We start from the raw sequence: 18,303 nt of genomic DNA on the forward strand, positions 1-18,303 counted from the left end.
CCGCGACGGGGCCGGGAGGAGAAGGTCGAGCATGGGTATCCACGACGATGCCGCCGAGGTCCGCGCCAGCGGGTGGCGCACGCTCGCCGCGCTGCACGGGCTGATCGACACGGCGCTGGAGAAGGCGCTGCAGACCGAGCACCAGCTCTCGGTGGTCGAGTACACCGTGCTGGACGCGCTGTCCCGGCAGGACGGCTGGCACATGCGGATGCAGCAGCTGGCCCGGGCGGCGGCGCTGAGCAGCAGCGCGACCACCCGTCTGGTGACCCGCCTGGAGGGCCGTGGCCTGCTCGGCCGCTACCTCTGCGCGGACGACCGGCGCGGCATCTACACCGAGCTGACCCCGCAGGGCCGCGAGCTGCTCCGGGTCGCGCGGCCGGTGCACGACGCGACCCTGGAGGCGACGTTGGTGCGGGCCACCGAAATCCCGGAGCTGGCCCCGCTGGTGCAGGCGCTGGAGGACTTGGAGCTCACCCCGGCCGCTCCGGCCACCGCCTGAGCGGATCCCCGTCACCGGCTCCGGGCGCCGCACGCGCGGAGCCCGGTTCCGGGGATGCGGCGCCCGGAACCGCTCACGCAGCCCCGGGGGGCGGGAGGCCGGCCCGGCGCGCTCAGCGCCGTGCGGCCAGGGCGTCGCGGTGCACGCGGTCCAGCAGCGCGAGCAGCAGCTCCTTGCTGGAGGCGCGCTCACGGACGTCGCAGAACACGACCGGGACGCCGGAGTCCAGGTCGAGAGCGCGGCGGACGTCATCGGCCGAGCTGTCCTGCCGCCCGTGGAAGCAGTTGACGCCGATCGCGAACGGGATGCCGCGCTGTTCGAAGAAGTCCACGGCGGCGAAGCTGGACTCCAGCCGCCGGGTGTCGGCCAGCACGATCGCGCCGAGCGCGCCCAGGGCCAGGTCGTCCCACATGAACCAGAAGCGGAACTGGCCCGGTGTGCCGAAGAGGTACAGCACCAGCTCGTCGTGGATGGTGATCCGGCCGAAGTCCATCGCGACGGTGGTGGTGGACTTGCCCTGGACACCGTCGAGGCTGTCGACCCCGATGCTGGCCCGGGTCATCCGTTCCTCGGTCTGCAGCGGCTCGATCTCACTGACCGAGCCGACCATGGTGGTCTTGCCGACGCCGAAGCCACCGGCAACGAGGATCTTGACCGCGCCCGGCACCAGGCTCTGGGTCGTCAATTCGGGTCTCCTGGAAGGGAACTGGAGGCTCGGGGCGAGTGGCGGCCCCGCCGGTCAGAGCCGGCGGACGCCCTCGATCACGGCCTGGATCAGCGAGATGTCCGGCGCTTCGGCGAGCTGGACGGGCGCCCGGGTGAGGATCATCCGGGCCTCGGCGAGGTCGTCCAGCAGGACCTTGACCACGCTCACCGGCAGGTCGAGGCTGGCCGCGATCTCGGCCACGGCCAGCGGGCGTTCGCGGCAGAGGTCGATGATCGCGGCCGGTTCGGGCGTCAACCGGGTGGTGTCCGTGCGCGGGTCGGCGGTGACCACCAGGGTGATCAGCGCGAAGCCGTCACGGACCGGGCCGGTCCGCCCGTTGGTGATCGCGTAGGGGCGGACCAGGTGGCCGGCGTCCTTGTCGAAGAACCAGGCCTCGTCGGCGTCGGCGGTCACGCACCGCCGCCCACGCCGACCTGGCCGGCGTCGCTGCGCGGCGCCGCGGTGAGGTACTGCCCGACCTGCTTGACCAGCATGTTGATCTCGTAGGCCATCAGGCCGGCGTCGACCAGTTCACTGGTGAGCACGGCGAGGCGGGCGCCCTGGCCGGCCGTGGTGACGAACAGGAACAGCTGGTCCATCTCGATCACCGTCTGCCGGACCCGGCCGCCGTTGAAGCGGTGGCCGGCGCCGCGGGCGAGGCTCTGCAGCCCGGAGGCGACGGCGGAGAGGTGCTCGGCGTCGGCGCGGTCCAGACCCCGGGAGAGGCCGACCAGGAGGCCGTCCTCGGAGAGGACGATGGCGTGCCGGGTCTCCGGGACCCGCGCCACCAGCTGGTCCAGCAGCCAGTTGAGGTCGCGCTGGGTGTCGGTGTGCTGCGTCATCACTGCTGTTCCTTAGCTGCGGAAGGTGCGGCCGGTGCAGGGGAGGCGGCCGGTGCGTCCGAGTCGGTGGCCGCCGCGCGGGCGGTCCGGGTGCCGCGCTGGATGGCGGCCATGGTGGCGCGGGAGCGCTGCGGCGAGGGGTCGCCGGTGCCGGCCGCGCCGGGGCCGCCCGTCGGCGCACCCGCCGGGGCGGCCGGCGGCGTGGCAAGTGGCGTGGTGGGGAGGGCGGCCGGGGGCGGCAGCAGGGCGCCGGGGGCGTTGGCCTCGCGCAGCTGCTCCGCGAGGCTGGCGTTGCGTACCCGCTGCGGCAGGACGCGCGGGGTGCGCAGCTCACCGTCCGGGCCGTGCTCCAAGTGGTCCTCCTGCGCGCGTTCGTGGGTGGGCGCTCCGGCGTCGGCCGGGTGGCTCTCCACGGCGCCGGCGGGCGTTCCGGTGCCGGTGGGTGCTCCGGCGCCGGCCGGGGCGAGGCCGGCGGCCCCGCCCGTGAGGACGGCCGGGTCACCGGCCGCGTCGTACGGCCGCGGCAGCGCGGGCCGGGGGACGACGACCGCGCCGGGCAGCCCGGGGATCTCCGCGCCCACCGCCAGGCCGCCGTTGGTGAATCCGCCCTCGCCCCGGGCGGCACCGTCCCCGTACGGGTCGTCGCCGAACTGCGGCGCCCCGTACGGCGAGGTGCCGTACTGGCTGCCGCCGTACTGGGCGATCAGCTCACCGATCAGGACGGCGCCGTCGTCGGCCCCGCCCGCTCCGGCGGCTCCGGCCGGGGCGGCCGGCGCGGGGGCGTCGGCCTCGGCGGGCGCGCCGCCGAGCGCCGAGGGCCCGTTGCCCAGCAGCCCGCCGAGCACACCGGCCAGCGCGCCCGACAGCTCCTCGTCGATCTCGCCGAGCCCGCCGTCGACGGTCTGCTCGACCTCGGGCGCGGGCGTCCGGGTGACCCGGGCGCCGGACGGCAGGCCGGGCACCGAGGCGGGCTGCTCCGCCAGCTCCAGCAGCACGGCCGGCACCAGCACCACGGCCCGCGTCCCGCCGTACGGGGAGGGGCGCAGGGTGACCTGGACGTCGTGCCGGGCGGCCAGCCGGGCGACCACGAAGAGGCCCAGCCGCAGGTCGTCGCCGAGCGCGGAGACGTCCAGCTCGGGCGGGTTGGCGAGGTAGTCGTTGAGCCGCTCGTACTCCTCCTCGGTCATGCCGAGGCCGCGGTCCTCGACCTCGACCGCGAGGCCCTTCGGGACTTCCTGCGCGGAGACCTGCACCTGGGTGTACGGCGGGGAGAAGGTGGTGCCGTTCTCGATCAGCTCGGCGACCAGGTGGATGACGTCGGCGACGGCCTGGCCGCTCAGCGAGGCGCGCGGCACGCCCTGGACGACGACCCGGGAGTAGTTCTCGGTCTCCGAGACGGCGCTGCGCAGCACGTTGACCACGGGCACGGCGTTGCGCCAGCGCCGGGCGGGCAGCGCGCCGCCGAGGATGACCAGGTTCTCGGCGTTGCGCCGCATCCGGGTGGCCAGGTGGTCCACCGCGAACAGCTCGCGCAGCAGCTCGGGCTCCTCGTGCTCGCGCTCCAGCGCGTCCAGCATGCTGATCTGGCGGTGGATCAGGATCTGGGTGCGGCGGGCGATGTTGAGGAAGACCTTCTTCGTCCCCTCGCGGCCCTGGGCCTGGTGGACGATGGCGGCGAGGGCGGCCTGCCGGACGGCGGCGAGGCCGTCGGCGGTCTGCTGGACCTCGTCGCCGACGCGCCGGGAGGGGGCCCAGGCGGGCGGTGCGGGTACGGACTCCCCGGCCTGCAGCCGGCCGACCACCGAGGGGATCTCCCGCTGCGCGAGCGCGAGGGTGTCGGCGCGCAGGCCCGCGAGGCGGGCGGAGAGCATGCCGGCCAGCCGCACCCCGCGGATCAGGGTCCAGAGCAGCAGGACGACGACGACGGCGCTGACCGCCAGTACGGCGGTGCGGTGTCCGGAGTCCTGCAGCAGGTACGCGGCGTAGCCCCAGGCGGCGCCGAGGCCGAGGCAGGGGACCAGTACGAGGGCGAGGAGCGAGCCGCGGAGAGAGCCGGACCGGCCGGCGCGGTGGCCCGTTCGGGGGCCCGATATGCCTGGCATCTGATTCCTTGTTCCTGGGCCGAACGGCGGGATCGCCCGTGTGCGGTCCGGCCGGGGCTTCGGGGGAGCCACGGCCGGCGGTGTCCGGAGGGGATGCCGGACGGGGTGACGAGGTGTCACCGTCCGGACGGGTGCAGCACGGCCGCCGACTGCAGGGCACGCTACCAGTCCCAGGTGGCCCTATCGCAACATCAACTGACGATATGTGAACGGGTGATGACCTGGCCGTCCGACGCCCGCAGGGTGTGCGGACGGCGGATCGCCGCTGGTCAGCGGGAATGCCCGGAACGGCCGACGGCCTCCCGGGGACCGAGGACCGGTTTCCGGAAAGCCGTCAGGAACAGGTCAAACCCGCCACGTCCCGCGAGGCCCCCGCAAGGCCTCCGCAAGCTCTCCCCGGGCGGCGCACCCCCGGGGCGGAGGGGCGCCGTCCGGGGGCGTCGCGGCCCGATCGGCCGGCCCGTTCGGTTCGGACCGTTCGGTCGGCTCGTTCAGCCGGCGAGCGGCATGTGCAGCAGCGAGGCCCCCGCCGTCTGCCCGGCCTCGGCCTCCGCCTCCGCGGCGGCCTCCCGCTCGGCCAGCTCGGTCCAGGCCCAGCCGGCCAGGTCGGCCAGCTCGGCCGACCACTGCTTGCCGTAGGAGCCGGTGGCCACCTGCCCGAGCCGCAGCCGCTGGATGTCCGAGGTGCCGGCCGGCGGGTAGACGTGGGTGGCGTCGCGCAGGTAGCGCTCGATCCGGAACTCGGTCTGCAGGCCCCGGGCGGCGTGGATCTCCATCGCGTTGCGCGCGGAGTCCAGCGCGTACTCGGTGTTGATGAGCTTGGCGTTCATCAGCTCGGCGTCGCAGGGCTTGCCGTGGTCGAGCAGGTGCGAGGCGTGGTACGCGGCGAGCTTGGCGGTCATCAGCCGGGACTGCATCTCGCCCAGCTTGAGCGCGATGTTGGGCAACTGGGAGAGCGGCTTGCCGTAGAGCACCCGCTCCTCGGCGAAGCGCACGGTGTCCTCGACGATCGCGACGTGGATGCCGAGCGCGACGGCGGCGAGGTTGAGCCGCCCGTACAGGGTGGAGGAGGAGTAGGCGACGTCCAGGCCCTGGCTCTCCCGGCCGAGCCGGTTGGCGACCGGTATCCGGCAGTCCTCGAAGACGATCTCGCCGAAGCTGAAGCCGTGCAGGCCGCTCTGCGAGCCCAGTTCGCCGGTGCGGAAGCCCGGGCGGTCGCTCTCCACCAGGAAGGCGGAGAGCCCCTTGCTGCCCTTGCCGGTGCGGAACACCACGCCGTGCACGTCGCCGATGTGCGAGTTGCCGACGAACCACTTGCGGCCGTTCAGCACGTACTCGTCGCCCTCGCGGCGCGCGGTGCCGCTCATGCCGAGCACGTGGCCGCCCGACTCGGGTTCGGTCACGGCGATGGTCGGCAGCGACTCGCCGGAGGCGAACCGGGGCAGCCAGCGGCGGCGCTGGGTGTCGGAGCCGAAGTGGATGACCTTGGCGACACCGAGCTGGGAGGCCTGCGCCATGGCGCCCATGGCGCCGCTGACGCGGGCCAGTTCCTCCACGATGACGGTCTTGGCCAGGTGGCCGAGGCCCAGTCCGCCGAACTCCTGCGGGATGGTCACGCCGATCCAGCCGCGGCGGGCGATCTCCCGGGAGAGTTCGAACTCGACCTCGCGGTCGGCCTCCATTCTGGCCACCTGCGGGCGTACTTCCTTCTCCGCGAACTCACGCACCTCCGCCCGGAGGCTTTCGTGTCGTTCGTCGGTGAAGTAGTCCATCGCCATGCTGGGGTCCTCTCGGTTCCGGGAGTTGTCGTGCCTCCGTCCGTGCCGCCGATCCGCGCCGGCCGCCCGAGGGTGGGGAGTGGGGTGGCGGTCGGGTTGCCCCAATTGCATCCGGTGCGTGCGGAAGTTCCGGACGGTGCCCCTGGGGAAACCGTCCGTGTTTTCGGCAGGGCTCATTGTCGTACGGGGTTCCGGGGGTCTCCAGAGTGGATCTTGGAATGGCGGGAATCGGATCGCTCGGCCACCGGTGAGGATTGAAAGGTCCGGAAGCTGGGAAATGATCTTCTCCCGCTTTTCCCATCCGGTCGGCCCGTCGTTCACGTGCCGCTTTGACTGTCCATCAGCAAGGCCGGGCGGCGGGGCCGGGGGCGCAGATCGTGTCGGATGTCTGATTACATGTGCGCCATGACTGATGTGATGAGCACTCAAGGCCAGTTCCCGGGTGCCGCCGGCGAGTCCGAGCGGACCCGCAGGCTGCGCAGCCTGGGTCTCAACGAACCGACCGCGGACGAGGCCTTCGACCGCTTCGCTCACCTGGCTGCCAGCATCACCCGCGCCCCCATCGCGATGGTCAACTTCATCAATGACGATCGGCAGATGTTCCGGGGGCTCTACATTCCGCCAAACTCGGCCGAAGCAGCCACCGAGGGGGGCGCCTCCTGGGCCGATCGCGGCATCGCCTTCGACCTGCCGACCCGCCAGATGCCGTTGAGCCACGGTTTCTGCCCGCACGTCGTCGCGCAGCGCTCGCCGCTCGCCCTCGACGACATCCTCGCCTACCCCCGGTTCGCCGGGAACCCGGTCGTCGACGAGCTGGGCGTGCGCGCCTACCTCGGCGCCCCGCTGGTCGACGACACCAACACCGTCATCGGCACCGTCTGCGTCCTCGACCGCGAACCCCGCCAGTGGGGCCGCGAGCGGCTGCGCGACATCCAGCACCTCGCCGAGGCGCTGCTCTCCGAGATCCGGCTGCGCGACAACCTCCTCGCCCAGCAGCAGGAGATGTTCGCCGCCTTCGACGGCTCGCCCTTCCCGATCATGCTCACCGATGGCCCCGGCCACGAGATCCGCTACGCCAACGCCCAGCACGCCGACATCTTCGGTGCCCCGACGGCCTACGGCCCGGTCGGCCACGCCTACCCCCAGCTCGGAGCGGCCGGCCTCCAGCAGGCCGTCGCCGAGGCCTACCACACCGGGCGGACCACCGTCCTCAACGACGTCCGGCTCCAGTCCACCCGGGTGGACGCCCAGCGGATCCAGCAGATCTTCAGCTTCACCTGCACCCCGCTGCGGGTCGCCCGAACCGGCCAGGTCAACGGCGTCCTCACCGTCGGCATGGACGTGACCGCGCAGTCCCGCACCGAGGAGGAACTGGGCACGCTGGCCGCGCTGCTGGTCGACCGGCTCCAGCAGAACGGATCCACCACCGGGCGCGCGGGGATCGGCGCCGGCGACACCGGACTCATCCTGCCCGGCTGAGCCGCCACCCGACCGACCGACCATCCGACCGACCACCCGACAACCGATCATTCAGCCACCCAGCCGTCCCCCCAGCCGTCCGGCCGGCGGACCCGACCGTCCACCCGGCCCACCGACCGTTCCGGTCCACCGATCACGCAACCGGTGGTCCGGCCGCACGCTCCGACCGCACGATCCGGCCGTCCGATCACGCAACCGGCCGTCCGACCGCACGCTCCGGTCCACCGATCACGCAACCGGTGGTCCGGCCTGCGCGACCCGGCATCCGACCCGATGCCGCCGTGGCGGGGCGCCTCTCACCCCCGAGGAGAGGCTCCCCGCCACGATGCCGTCCGGGGGCAGCCGCTCGCCCGCCGCCGTCCCCCGCCGTCCCCGGGCACCTGCTCCCGCTGCTCCCGCGCGCGGCGCCGGCCCGCGCTCCCAGCCGCGCGGGTGAACCGCCACCGCCGCACACCGGCGCACCAGGCCACCGGCCCCGGCCGGTGGTAGGCATGGGCCGCATGGACTGGTTCGCCGCCCCCGAGTACTGGCCGAGCAGGGTGCTCGTGCAACGGTTGCTGGCCGCCGTCTACTTCACCGGCTTCCTCGCCGCCGCCGCGCAGTTCCGCGCCCTGATCGGCACCGACGGCATGCTGCCCGTCCCGCGGTTCACCGCCCGGGTGCCGTTCCGCCGGGCCCCGGGCCTCTTCCACCTCCACTACAGCGACCGCTTCTTCGCCGCCGTCGCGTGGACGGGAGCCGTGCTCTCCGCCGCCCTGGTCTGCGGCCTCGGCGACGCCGCCCCGCTCTGGGCGTCGATGCTCCTCTGGGCACTGCTCTGGGTGCTCTACCTCTCGATCGTCAACGTCGGGCAGACCTGGTACTCCTTCGGCTGGGAGTCCCTGCTGCTGGAGGCCGGCTTCCTGGCCGTCTTCCTCGGCAACGCGGACACCGCCCCGCCGGCCCCCACGCTCTGGCTGATGCGCTGGCTGGTCTTCCGGGTCGAGTTCGGTGCCGGGCTGATCAAGCTGCGCGGCGACAGCTGCTGGCGCGACCTGACCTGCCTCCGCTACCACCACGAGACCCAGCCCATGCCCGGCCCGCTCAGCTGGTTCTTCCACCACCTGCCCGCCCCGCTCCACCGGATCGAAGTGGCCGCCAACCACGTCGCCCAGCTCCTCGTCCCGGTCGGCCTGCTGCTCCCGCAGCCGGTCGCCGGCTACGCCGCCTGCGTCGTCGTGGTCACCCAGCTCTGGCTGGTCGCCTCCGGCAACTTCGCCTGGCTGAACTGGCTCACCATCACGCTCGCCCTCGCCGCCGTCGACCCCGCCCGGCTCGGCCTCCCCGTCCACCACGGCAGCCCCGCCGGAGCGCCGGTCTGGTTCGAGGCCCTGGTGATCGCGCTGACCGCGCTGGTCGCCGTCCTCAGCTACTGGCCCGTCCGGAACATGCTCTCCCGCGGCCAGGTGATGAACCGCTCCTTCAACCACCTCCACCTCGTCAACACCTACGGCGCCTTCGGCAGCGTCAACCGGATCCGCCAGGAGGTCGTCGTCGAGGGCACCGACGAGCCCACCGTCACCCCGCAGACCGTCTGGCACGAGTACGGCTTCAAGGGCAAACCCGGCGACGTACGCCGCCTGCCCCGCCAGTACGCCCCCTACCACCTACGGCTGGACTGGCTGATGTGGTTCGCCGGCCTCTCGCCCGCCTACGCCCGGCCCTGGTTCCTGCCGTTCGTCGCCCGGCTGCTCGCCAACGACCCGGACACCCTGCGCCTGCTGCGCCACAACCCCTTCCCCGACACCCCGCCGACCCACGTCCGGGCGACCCTCCACCACTACCGGTTCACCGATTGGCGCGAACTGCGGGAGACCGGTGCCTGGTGGCACCGGACCGCCCTGCACGAGTACCTCGAACCGGTCGGCCTCGACACCCTCGCCCGCGCCGGCCACCGGCCACCGCTCGGCCGGCGCGCCCGGACCGTGCCGCTGGACGGGCTGCGCCGCCGGCCCGGTCACCCGCCCGGCCCAGCGCCGCACCACCCGCCCGGCCCTCCCGGGTAGCGGCCGGCCGGGCGGTGTGGCACGCCACACCCGTCCGTCGGACGGTGGGTGCGTGCAAGGCTCGAACGGGCACCCGTATTCTTGGCCTCCACAACCGGCAGGCCGACCGCGCGCCCCCAGCCCCTCCCACCGGGGCCCTCGTGCGCACCGGTCCGCCGTCCCCCTCGCCGCCAGCCCCGTCGCAGTCGCCCAGAACCGGACCTCACATGACAGTGCTTCACTCGCGCAACACCGACGCGGCCGACGCCGCCGGTGCCACCGCCGCCGACGCCGCCAGCAAGGCCGCGGCCGACGTCAACGACGCCAACGACGCCACGGACCCGGAGCAGACCCGCGGCCGGGCGGCGGACACCGACCTCCGCGACGACCTCGGCCGGTACGCCGAGCTCGGCGCCTTCACCCTCACCGCCGAGACGCACGCCTGGTACGCGGCCGTCGACACCGTCGCCACCCCGGAGGACGCCCGCGCCGCCTCCACCGTCCTCGCCGAGCTGCGCGGCCGCGACCTCCAGCAGACCTGGGAGGCCGTCACCGCCCTCGCCGCCGACGCCAAGCTGGACGAGCCCGGCACCGTCGCCGTCGCCGGCCTGCTCGCGGAGACGCTCCAGCGCGTCCACCAGACCTCCGCGACCCTGACCGGCGCCGCGTACGACGCCGACCTCGACGCCCTCGTCGCCGCCACCGCCGACCGCGCCTGGCGCCGCGAGCGCGGCGTCAAGCTGTCGTTCCTGAAGGTGCGCGCGCTGCGCAAGCAGGCCGCCGCGCTGGCCGCCGAAGGCCGCCGGACCCGCCCCGAGGAGCTGCACGAGGCGCTCGCCTCCGCCGAGATCGAGCGCCGGGCCTGGGCCCTCCTCGCCCCCGGCGGCGCGCTGCCCGTCCCGCCCGCCGACGGCGCCCTGGTCGAGCGCACCGCGGCCGCCTTCGAGGGCATCGGCACCGGCCTGCGCGAGCTCGCCCGCCTGCTGCCCGAGCACGACCTCGACGCGCTGCCCTTCGGCGAGCTGATCGACCTCGTCGACCGCCTCGCGGCCGACGAGGGCACCCTCTACCGCCTCCCCACCATCCGCTCGCTGCGGACCACGCTGGAGGAGGCCGGTCTGGGTGAGCTGCTCGCCGAGCTCGGTGCCGCCCGCGCCGACCGCCGTGCCGCCGAGGCCGCCTACGGCGCCCGCCAGGCCCTGGCCGGCGGCCAGCGCGACGGCCTGACGGTGCGGGAGGACGCTGCGGAGGCGGAGGCGGAGGTCGTGGCCGAGGTCGAGGCCGAGGTTGAGGCCGAGGTTGAGGTCACGCCGGAGGTCGAGCCGGCCGCCGCCGTGGAAGCTGAGGCCGAGGTCGAGGCCGAGGCTCCGGTGGAGGCCGCTGTCGAGGTCGAGGCTGCGGTCACGGTCGAGGCGGTCGAGGCGGTCGAGCCGGAGCACGTGATCGTGGACGGCCCCGCGGTCGAGGCCGAGACCGAGCAGGTCACGGCCGAGGAGCCCGTCGAGGCCAAGCCCGTCGTCATCAACCTCCCGGCGCCGTCGCCCGCCGCCGACGACCTGGTCGACATCGCCCCGGCGAAGACTGAGGTCGAGTACGAGCCCGAGGCGCCTGCCGAGGCGGAGGCCGTTGCGGCGGCCGAGCCCGAGGTCGCCGAGACCGCCGAGGCCGTCGAGCCCGAGGCCGAGGTCGAGCTGGTTGCGGTCGAGGAGCTCGTGGAGGAGCCGGCCGTCGTCGTCGAGGAGCCCGAGGCGGTCGTCGAGTCGGTCGAGGAGCTCGCTGTCGAGCCCGAGCCTGAGCCCGAGCCCGAGACGCCTGCCGAGCCGGAGGCCGTCGAGGTCGAGCCGGTTGTCGAGCCTGAGGCGCCTGCCGAGGCGGAGGCCGTTGCGGCGGCCGAGCCCGAGGTCGTCGAGGCCGAGGTCGAGGTCGAGCCGGTTGCGGTCGAGGAGCTTGTGGAGGAGCCGACCGCCGTCGAGGAGCTCGTCGAGCCCGTCGTCGAGACGCCGGCCGAGCCGGTTGCCGAGCCGGAGGCCGTCGCGGTCGAGGAGATCGTCGAGCCGGTGGTCGAGCCCGAGCCCGAGCCCGAGGCCGCGGCGGTCGAGATCGTCGAGCCGGTGGTCGAGCCCGAGCCCGAGCCGACGGCCGAGCCGGCCGCCGAGGCCGTGGCTGGCGGACGGCCGGAGAAGCCCGACTTCACGCCGGGCCGCCCGGTGACGGCCTACTCCGCCGACGAACTGCTCGCCGTGGTCCGCTGGGTGGACGGCGACGGGGTGGGGCGCAGCGAGGAGGAGCTGCTGCGCGCCGCGATGAAGGAGCTGGGCTTCGGCCGGCTCGGTCCGCGCATCAAGGAGGCGCTGGGCGCCGCCGTCACCGCTGCGCGCGGCTAGCGGTCGGCGACCGCACGGCGACGGTACGCCGGAGGGCCCGGGCGAGGCGGTTCACACCACCTCGCCCGGGCCCTCCGGCGTACCGGGCGGCTCCGGTCAGCCGGCCTTGTTCCAGGGCTGGCTGGACATCAGGGCCTTGACGTTGGCCACGTAGCTCGGGTTGGGGATGGCCAGGCTGCCGGTGACGGCGCCGGTGGCCGGGTCGGTGACGGTGTTGTAGTGCACGTTCCCGGCGCCCGCGTTGTACGCGGAGACGACCAGGTCCAGCAGCGGCGTCTTGCCGGTGGCCGGGTCGGGGGAGAGGTCGTACTTGCCGCCGAACGAGGAGTCGCCGTAGTAGGCGACCAGCCAGTCCAGCAGCTGCGTGCCGAGCTGGACGTTGCCGGTCAGCGTCTTCGGGTCGGACGTGGTGTTGAACTTGCTGTTCATCCAGCTGACGGTGGCGGGCATGATCTGCATGGTTCCGATGCCGCCGTCGCAGGCCAGGATGCCGGACTGCCAGCCGCTCTCCTGCCAGGCGATCGCCTTGACCAGGTTGACCGGCAGGGCCGGGAGCTTGTCGGTGCCGCCGGCGCTGAGGTTGAGCACCCGGGTCTGGCCGGCGGCCGCGACGAGTGCGGCGGCGACGGTCTCCTTGGGCTCGTCGGGCTGCGGCTTGCTGGGCGTGCAGCCGCTCTGCAGCGGCGGGACGTGCGGGGTGGCGGGGGCGGGCGGCGGCGGGGGCGCGACCGGCCCGGGCTTGGCCGTCGGTGCCGGCGCGGCCGCGACCACCGGCGGCGCGGGGGCCGGGGCGGCCTGCTGCACCGGGGCGCTGGGCTTGGCGGTGGTGGGCTTGGCGGTGCTCGCGGAGGCGGTCGGGCTGGGCTTGGCCGTCCGGCTCGGCGTCGCGCTGGGCGAGGCGGTCGGGCTCGGGCTGCTGCTCGCCGTCGGGCCGGGCGTCGGGGTGGCGGTCGGCGTTTCGCTGGGCGAGGCGTCCGTGGTGGCCGCCGCCGTGGTCGGCGTCCCCCCGGCCGTGTCGTCCGCCTTCTTGGTGCCGCAGCCCGTCAGCAGGGCCGTGGACACGGCTGCTGCCGAGACCAGGACCAGCGCCCGCCGTGATGAAGTACGCACCTGCATAGGTGGTTCCGCCCCCCTCGTCCACCGGCCGACCCGGCGAGAAGCCGACATCCTACGATGATCGGACGACACGGCCGACGGCCGGGGGGCCGGGCCCGGACCGGTACGAAGCCCCCCGCCCCGGTGGCCCGCCCCGCGCCGGGGAGCAGCCGGGGACCGGCCGGGGATCAGCCGGGCGTCCGCCGGGCCAGCTGGGCGGCCAGCACGGTGGGGGCCTGCGTCAAGGAGGGGCCGTACCAGGTGAGGTGGCGGCCGTCGACCAGCGCGGCCGGGATGCCGGGGAACGCCTCCGGGCCGTCCTCGGCGGTGAAGCGGTAGGGCTCGTCGGGGAGGACCACCAGCTCGGCCCCGGCGGCCAGCAGCTCGGGGAGTGGAACGGCGGGGTAGCGGTCCGGGTGGCTGGCGTGGATCAGCTCGACGCCCAGGCGGCGGAGCAGGTCGCCGGCGAAGGTGTCGCTGCCGAGCACCATCCAGGGGCGGCGCCAGATCGGCACGATCGCGCGGATCGGGTGCGCTGTCGGCGGGAGGCCGGCCCAGGCGGCCTCCGCGGCGTCCAGCCAGGGCGGGCGGGCCAGGCCGCAACCGAGGGTCAGCAGGCGGTGCAGCGAGGTGAGCGCCTGCTCCAGGGTGCGGATGTCGGTGACCCAGACCGGCACGCCGGCCGCCCGCAGCGCGTCGAGGTCCGGCCGGCGGTTCTCCTCGTCGTTCGCGAGGACGAGGTCCGGGGCGAGCGCGGCGATCCGGCCGACGTCGGGGTTCTTGGTGCCGCCGATCCGTTCGACCGCCAGCCCCGCCGGGTGGGTGCACCAGTCGGTGGCGCCCACCAGCAGTCCGGGGTCCGTCGCGGCGACGGCCTCGGTCAGCGAGGGCACCAGCGACACCACCCGCCGCACCGGGCCGGGGCCGAGCGCTACGGGCAGTCCGAGGTCGTCCGCGGAGCCGGACGCCCGGTCGGAGCGGCCGGAGCGGTCGGGAGGATCGGACTGCTCGGACCGGGCGGAGCGGTCGGAGCGGTCGGGGGGAGAGGCTGCCACGAGGTCACCTTAGGGCGTGTCAGGGGCCGGACCTCGGCTGTCCGGCGGCGGAAAAGTCCCGGGAACCGGGAGCGGGCAGCGTCCGACTACCTGGTCCGGGCTCGCTGGAGGGCCCGAGCACGACCATTGACCAGGAGAGTTGTCATGCGCCCTCGCGTGTTCTGCGGTATCGCGGCCGCTGTTGCCCTGTTCGCCACGGCCTGCGGGAGCGGCGGTGGGGGGAGCACGGACGGCGGGAGCGGTGGCAGTGCGCAGGCCACCGGGGCGTTCCCGGTGAAGGTGGCCGACTGCGCGGGCCGGGAGACCACCGTCCCGCAGGCGCCGAAGAAGATCGTCACCAGCAACGCGGCGGGCCTGGAGATGCTGCTCCAGCTCGGGGCCGGCGACCGCGTCATCGGCACCGGCTTCCCGCCCGGCCGGGGCAGTCTGCCGGCACCGATCGCCGAACAGGGCGCCAAGGTGCCGGTGCTGGGCGAGATGGGGATCGCCAAGGAGAAGCTGCTCGGCTCCGGCGCCGACCTCTACGTGGACGCCTTCGGTGCGATGCCGATGATGGGCGGGGCGGGCGCCGGGCCGAGCGAGGAGGAGTTCACCGCCGCCGGGATCCGGCACGTCTTCCTCCTCTCCACCGCCTGCGCCGGCACGCCGAAGGCCGCCAAGGGGCCGCGTACCGACCTCGGCGAGGTCGAGAACGACATCCGCCGGCTCGGCGCGGTCACCGGCACCGGTGCCAGGGCCGAGGAGCTGGTCGCCGGGATGGAGCGGCAGATCGGCGAGGTGCGCACCGCGACCGCCGCCGTCCCCGCCGACCAGCGGCCGGGCTACTTCCTCTTCGACTTCGACGCCGGCACCAAGCAGCCCGTCGCCGTCTGTGGCCGGCAGGTCGCCAACGCGGTGATCACCCTGGCCGGCGCGCGCAACGTCTTCGCCGACTGCGACGCCGACTTCAAGCCGGTCTCCTGGGAGGACGTGGTCGCCACGAACCCCGACTGGATCCAGCTCGCCGTCCGCAACCGCGGCAGCGACGAGGCGAACCGCAAGGCCTTCGACGACGCCGCGGACTTCCTGAAGAGCTTCCCCGCGACCCAGGGCCTCACCGCCGTCAAGGAGGGCAGGTTCCTGCGGATCGGCTCCGAGGTCACCACCATCGGCGGGGTGCGCAACGCCGACACCGTCCGGCAGATCGCCGCCACCGTCCACCCGACCCTCGTCAAGAACGGACAGTAGGGCGTGGCATCGGCAGCCACCACCACCGCCGACGACCGGCCGGCCCGGACGCGCACCCTGCGCGCCGGGCCGCTGGCGGCCGTCCTCGTGCTCGCCCTGGTCGCCGCCCTGACCGCCGCCGTCTCCCTGGGATCGGTGGACATCCCGCCCGGCGAGGTCTGGTCGGTGATCGCCCACCGGCTCACCGGGCAGGTGCCCGGGCCCGGCACCCGGGACCTCATCGTCTGGCAGCTGCGCGTCCCGCGCGCCCTGCTGGCCGCGATGGTCGGAGCCGGGCTCGGCCTCGTCGGCACCGCCGTCCAGGCCCTGGTCCGCAACCCGCTCGCCGACCCCTACCTGCTCGGGATCTCCTCCGGCGCCTCGCTCGGCGCCGTCGCGGTGATCGTCCTCGGCAGCGGGCTCGGCCTGGAGTTCGCCCTCGGCGGCGCCGCCGGGCTGGCCGTCCCGCTCGCCGCCTTCCTCGGCGCGCTCGGCGCGTTCTCCCTGGTCTGGGTGCTCGCCCGGCGCGGCGGAGGCTTCTCGCCGCTGCGCCTGGTGCTGGCCGGCATCGGCATCGGCCAGTTCCTCACCGGCTTCACCAGCTACCTCGTCCTGCAGACCGGCGACGAACAGCAGACCAGGGGCGTGCTGTTCTGGCTGATGGGCAGCCTCGGCGGCGCCGTCTGGGGGCAACTCGCCGTCCCCGCCGCCGCCGTCGCCCTCGGGCTGGCCCTGCTCCAGGCCCGCGCCCGGGGGCTGAACGCGCTCCTGATGGGCGACGAGACCGCGGCCGGGCTCGGCGTGGACGTCACCCGCCTGCGGCGCGAGGTCTTCGTCGTCACCAGCGTGCTGACCGGCGTCCTGGTCGCCGTATCCGGCGCGATCGGCTTCGTCGGCCTCATGGTGCCGCACGTCTGCCGGTTGCTCGTCGGCGGTGACCACCGCCGGCTGCTCCCGCTCTCCGCCCTGACCGGCGCCGTGCTGCTGGTGGTCGTCGACACCATCGCCCGTACCGCGCTGGACACCCAGGAGCTGCCGATCGGCGTGGTCACCGCCATGCTCGGCGCACCCACCCTGCTCTATCTGCTGGACCGACGACTGGAGCGGAATTGAGAATCGCCGTCGAGGACCTGAGCGTGACCCTCTCCGGGCGGACGGTGGTCGCCGGTGTGCACCTGGTCGCCAAGGAGGGGGAGATCGCCGGGCTGGTCGGGCCGAACGGCAGCGGCAAGTCCAGCCTGCTGCGGACCGTCTACCGCCATCTGCGGCCCAGCTCCGGCCGGGTGCTGCTGGCCGGCCGCGAACTGTCCGGGCTCACCCCCGGGGAGTCCGCCCGGCACATCGCCGCACTGCCCCAGGAGCGCGGCGGCGACTTCGAGCTGACCGTCCGCGAGGTGGTGGCGATGGGCCGCACCCCGTACAAGCGGGCGTTCGCGGCGGACGACGCCGAGGACCACCGGATCGTCGCCGGCGCGCTGGACCGCGTCGGCATGGCCGGGGCGGGCGACCGCCGGTTCGCCCAGCTCTCCGGCGGCGAGCGCCAGCGCGTGCTGCTGGCCCGGGCGCTGGCCCAGCAGCCGGACGTCCTGGTGCTGGACGAACCGACCAACCACCTGGACGTCCGGCACCAGGTCGAACTCCTCGCGCTGCTGCGGGAGCAGCGCCGCACCACGCTGGTGGCGCTGCACGACCTCAACGCGGCGGCCTCGGTCTGCGACCGGCTGCACGTCCTGCACCGCGGAGCCCTGGTGGCCTCCGGGGAGCCGCGCGACGTGCTGACCGCGGAGCTGCTGGCCGAGGTGTTCGGCGTGCGGGCGGCGGTGGTCGAACATCCGCTCACCGGTGATCCGTTGATCGCCTTCGACCACCGCACGCCCGCGTTCTCACCCGAGCCGGTGCAGCGTCAGGAGGTTTCGTAGTGACTCGGGCGGCCGTCGACCTCGACCAGTCGGCCGAGCCCGGCGGCCTCCTCGCTGCGGAGCAACTCCCAGCGTCCGTCCGGCCGGTGGAGCACCGAGGAGTGCCACGGGGTCATCCAGGCGTCGGCGTGCTCCAGCAACCGGATGCCGAACTTCAGCACACCGGCCTTCTGCGGGTGGATGGAGAGCCGGAAGGACCGCGGGTGCTGCTCGGCGATCAAGTCCCCCCAGGCGCGGCTGCGCTGGATGACGCCGTAGGCGCGCTGCCGGCACTCGCGTTGCAGGGCGGACTTGGTGCCCTCGAAGCCGAAGGTGTCCTCGGTGAGGAAGCGGGTGATGCCGCGGTAGAGCCGCAGCGTCTCCTCGTCGGTCATCACCTGCTCGCGCAACTCCTCCTTGCTGGGCGCGTACTGGGCGTGCACCCGGGCGCGCTTCTCGTCGAAGGGCAGGTCGCCGAGGACGGCCCGCAGGTCGAAGGTGTCGAGATGGGTCAGGCCCTCGCGCTCGATCATGGCGGAGAGTGCGTCCGAGTACGCGTCGATGTGGTCGTCGGGGACGTGGATCAGATCGCCGAAGATGTGCCCGTCGGAGCAGATCAGGATCTGCGCGCCGGGGGCGTAGAGCTTGCCGATCTCCTCGCAGAGCCCGTTGAGGAAGGTGAGCGAGAGGCGCTCGCCCTCGTCGGGGAGGTGGCTGAGCACCTTGGCGGGGTTGGGCGACTTGCACGGGAAGCCGGGCAGGGTGAACAGGATCGGGTCGCCGGCCGTGATGAAGTCGGCCAGCTGCTCCAGCTGGAGCGGGAAGTCGACGGCGGTGGCGGGCACCTCGGGGTCGGAGGCCCGGCGGTGCGGCAGCAGCAGATCGACGATCTCGGCGGAGATCCGGGCGACCTCCTGCGCGGTCTCCCGAGCGTTCTCCCGCGCGTCGGCCCGCGTGTTCGGGACGGTGCCGGGGCGGTCGGTGCCGGGACGGGCGGCGGTTGCGGATCCGCCCCCGGAGGCGGACCGGTGGGCGGAGGCGGACCGAGCGAGGCTCTGGGGCTCGGTGCTCAGGGGTTCGGTGCTTCGGGGCTCGGTGCTCTGGGAGTCGGTGGAAACGGTGCCGGCGGGCGGCATGATGGTCCTCCACGGAACGGTGTGCGGGCTTCGGGGCAGGCGTAGCCACGCCCCGGCGCTGGTCGCCGGGACGCTGAGGGGGAGCCGGGAGTCGGGGCA

The 18,303-nt window shown here is 74.2% G+C and carries 15 protein-coding genes; 7 read left to right on the top strand and 8 right to left on the bottom strand.

Going from position 1 to position 18,303, the window contains the following annotated elements:
* The first annotated feature begins 31 nt into the window (after positions 1–31).
* On the top strand, positions 32–499 hold the full coding sequence (locus OH807_RS32560; RefSeq protein WP_406206262.1) for a MarR family winged helix-turn-helix transcriptional regulator: 468 nt from the start codon (positions 32–34) through the stop codon (positions 497–499).
* A gap of 112 nt (positions 500–611) precedes the next feature.
* On the opposite strand, the gene OH807_RS32565 is transcribed toward OH807_RS32560, so the two are convergent.
* The 5 genes from OH807_RS32565 to OH807_RS32585 all read right to left on the bottom strand — a co-directional run bounded on the left by OH807_RS32565 (position 612) and on the right by OH807_RS32585 (position 5,921).
* The gene (locus OH807_RS32565) at positions 612–1,184 is read right to left on the bottom strand and encodes a GTP-binding protein (protein ID WP_406206265.1); all 573 of its coding nucleotides are present in this window, start codon (positions 1,182–1,184) and stop codon (positions 612–614) included.
* Positions 1,185–1,238: 54 nt separating this feature from the next.
* Positions 1,239–1,619, bottom strand: coding sequence for a DUF742 domain-containing protein (locus OH807_RS32570; protein ID WP_406206268.1), 381 nt, complete (start codon positions 1,617–1,619; stop codon positions 1,239–1,241).
* A complete protein-coding gene (locus OH807_RS32575) occupies positions 1,616–2,047 on the bottom strand; it encodes a roadblock/LC7 domain-containing protein (RefSeq protein WP_406206271.1) in 432 nt (143 codons plus the stop codon). Before OH807_RS32575 ends, OH807_RS32570 begins: the two co-directional genes overlap by 4 nt.
* Complete coding sequence (locus OH807_RS32580) at positions 2,047–4,149, bottom strand: sensor histidine kinase (RefSeq protein ID WP_406206274.1); 2,103 nt, start codon at positions 4,147–4,149, stop codon at positions 2,047–2,049. Before OH807_RS32580 ends, OH807_RS32575 begins: the two co-directional genes overlap by 1 nt.
* A gap of 491 nt (positions 4,150–4,640) precedes the next feature.
* A complete protein-coding gene (locus tag OH807_RS32585; RefSeq protein ID WP_406211311.1) occupies positions 4,641–5,921 on the bottom strand; it encodes an acyl-CoA dehydrogenase family protein in 1,281 nt (426 codons plus the stop codon).
* Between the two features lie 423 nt (positions 5,922–6,344).
* On the opposite strand from OH807_RS32585, the gene OH807_RS32590 reads away from it, so the two are divergent.
* The 3 genes from OH807_RS32590 (at position 6,345) to OH807_RS32600 (ending at position 11,814) form a co-directional block, all read left to right on the top strand.
* Complete coding sequence (locus OH807_RS32590; RefSeq protein WP_406206276.1) at positions 6,345–7,406, top strand: GAF domain-containing protein; 1,062 nt, start codon at positions 6,345–6,347, stop codon at positions 7,404–7,406.
* 500 nt (positions 7,407–7,906) lie between these two features.
* Positions 7,907–9,451: a lipase maturation factor family protein gene (locus tag OH807_RS32595; protein ID WP_406211312.1), complete on the top strand. Its 1,545-nt coding sequence runs from the start codon at positions 7,907–7,909 to the stop codon at positions 9,449–9,451.
* Positions 9,452–9,657: 206 nt separating this feature from the next.
* On the top strand, positions 9,658–11,814 hold the full coding sequence (locus tag OH807_RS32600; protein WP_406206279.1) for a hypothetical protein: 2,157 nt from the start codon (positions 9,658–9,660) through the stop codon (positions 11,812–11,814).
* A 96-nt stretch (positions 11,815–11,910) separates the two neighbouring features.
* Here the strand turns inward: OH807_RS32600 and OH807_RS32605 are convergent, their stop codons facing one another.
* Positions 11,911–12,924: a transglycosylase SLT domain-containing protein gene (locus OH807_RS32605; RefSeq protein WP_406206282.1), complete on the bottom strand. Its 1,014-nt coding sequence runs from the start codon at positions 12,922–12,924 to the stop codon at positions 11,911–11,913.
* A gap of 173 nt (positions 12,925–13,097) precedes the next feature.
* Positions 13,098–13,823 carry a helical backbone metal receptor gene (locus tag OH807_RS32610; protein ID WP_406211314.1) on the bottom strand — a complete coding sequence of 242 codons (726 nt, stop codon included), beginning with the start codon at positions 13,821–13,823 and terminating at the stop codon, positions 13,098–13,100.
* A gap of 285 nt (positions 13,824–14,108) precedes the next feature.
* Between OH807_RS32610 and OH807_RS32615 the strand changes: the two genes are divergently transcribed.
* The 3 genes from OH807_RS32615 to OH807_RS32625 are packed head-to-tail and all read left to right on the top strand — an operon-like array spanning position 14,109 to position 17,089.
* Positions 14,109–15,191, top strand: a complete 1,083-nt coding sequence (locus tag OH807_RS32615; protein ID WP_406206285.1) for an ABC transporter substrate-binding protein — start codon at positions 14,109–14,111, stop codon at positions 15,189–15,191.
* Positions 15,192–15,194: 3 nt separating this feature from the next.
* Positions 15,195–16,283, top strand: coding sequence for a FecCD family ABC transporter permease (locus OH807_RS32620; RefSeq protein ID WP_406206288.1), 1,089 nt, complete (start codon positions 15,195–15,197; stop codon positions 16,281–16,283).
* Positions 16,280–17,089, top strand: a complete 810-nt coding sequence (locus OH807_RS32625; protein ID WP_406206291.1) for an ABC transporter ATP-binding protein — start codon at positions 16,280–16,282, stop codon at positions 17,087–17,089. The genes OH807_RS32620 and OH807_RS32625 overlap by 4 nt, the downstream gene beginning before the upstream one ends.
* Here the strand turns inward: OH807_RS32625 and OH807_RS32630 are convergent.
* Entirely contained in the window at positions 17,074–18,204 is a 1,131-nt protein-coding gene (locus OH807_RS32630) for an L-tyrosine/L-tryptophan isonitrile synthase family protein (protein ID WP_406206293.1), read from the bottom strand. The two genes, OH807_RS32625 and OH807_RS32630, sit on opposite strands and share 16 nt — an antisense overlap.
* Positions 18,205–18,303 lie beyond the last annotated feature (99 nt).

This window comes from Kitasatospora sp. NBC_01560, assembly GCF_045208415.1.
In the GTDB taxonomy this organism is placed as follows: domain Bacteria; phylum Actinomycetota; class Actinomycetes; order Streptomycetales; family Streptomycetaceae; genus Kitasatospora.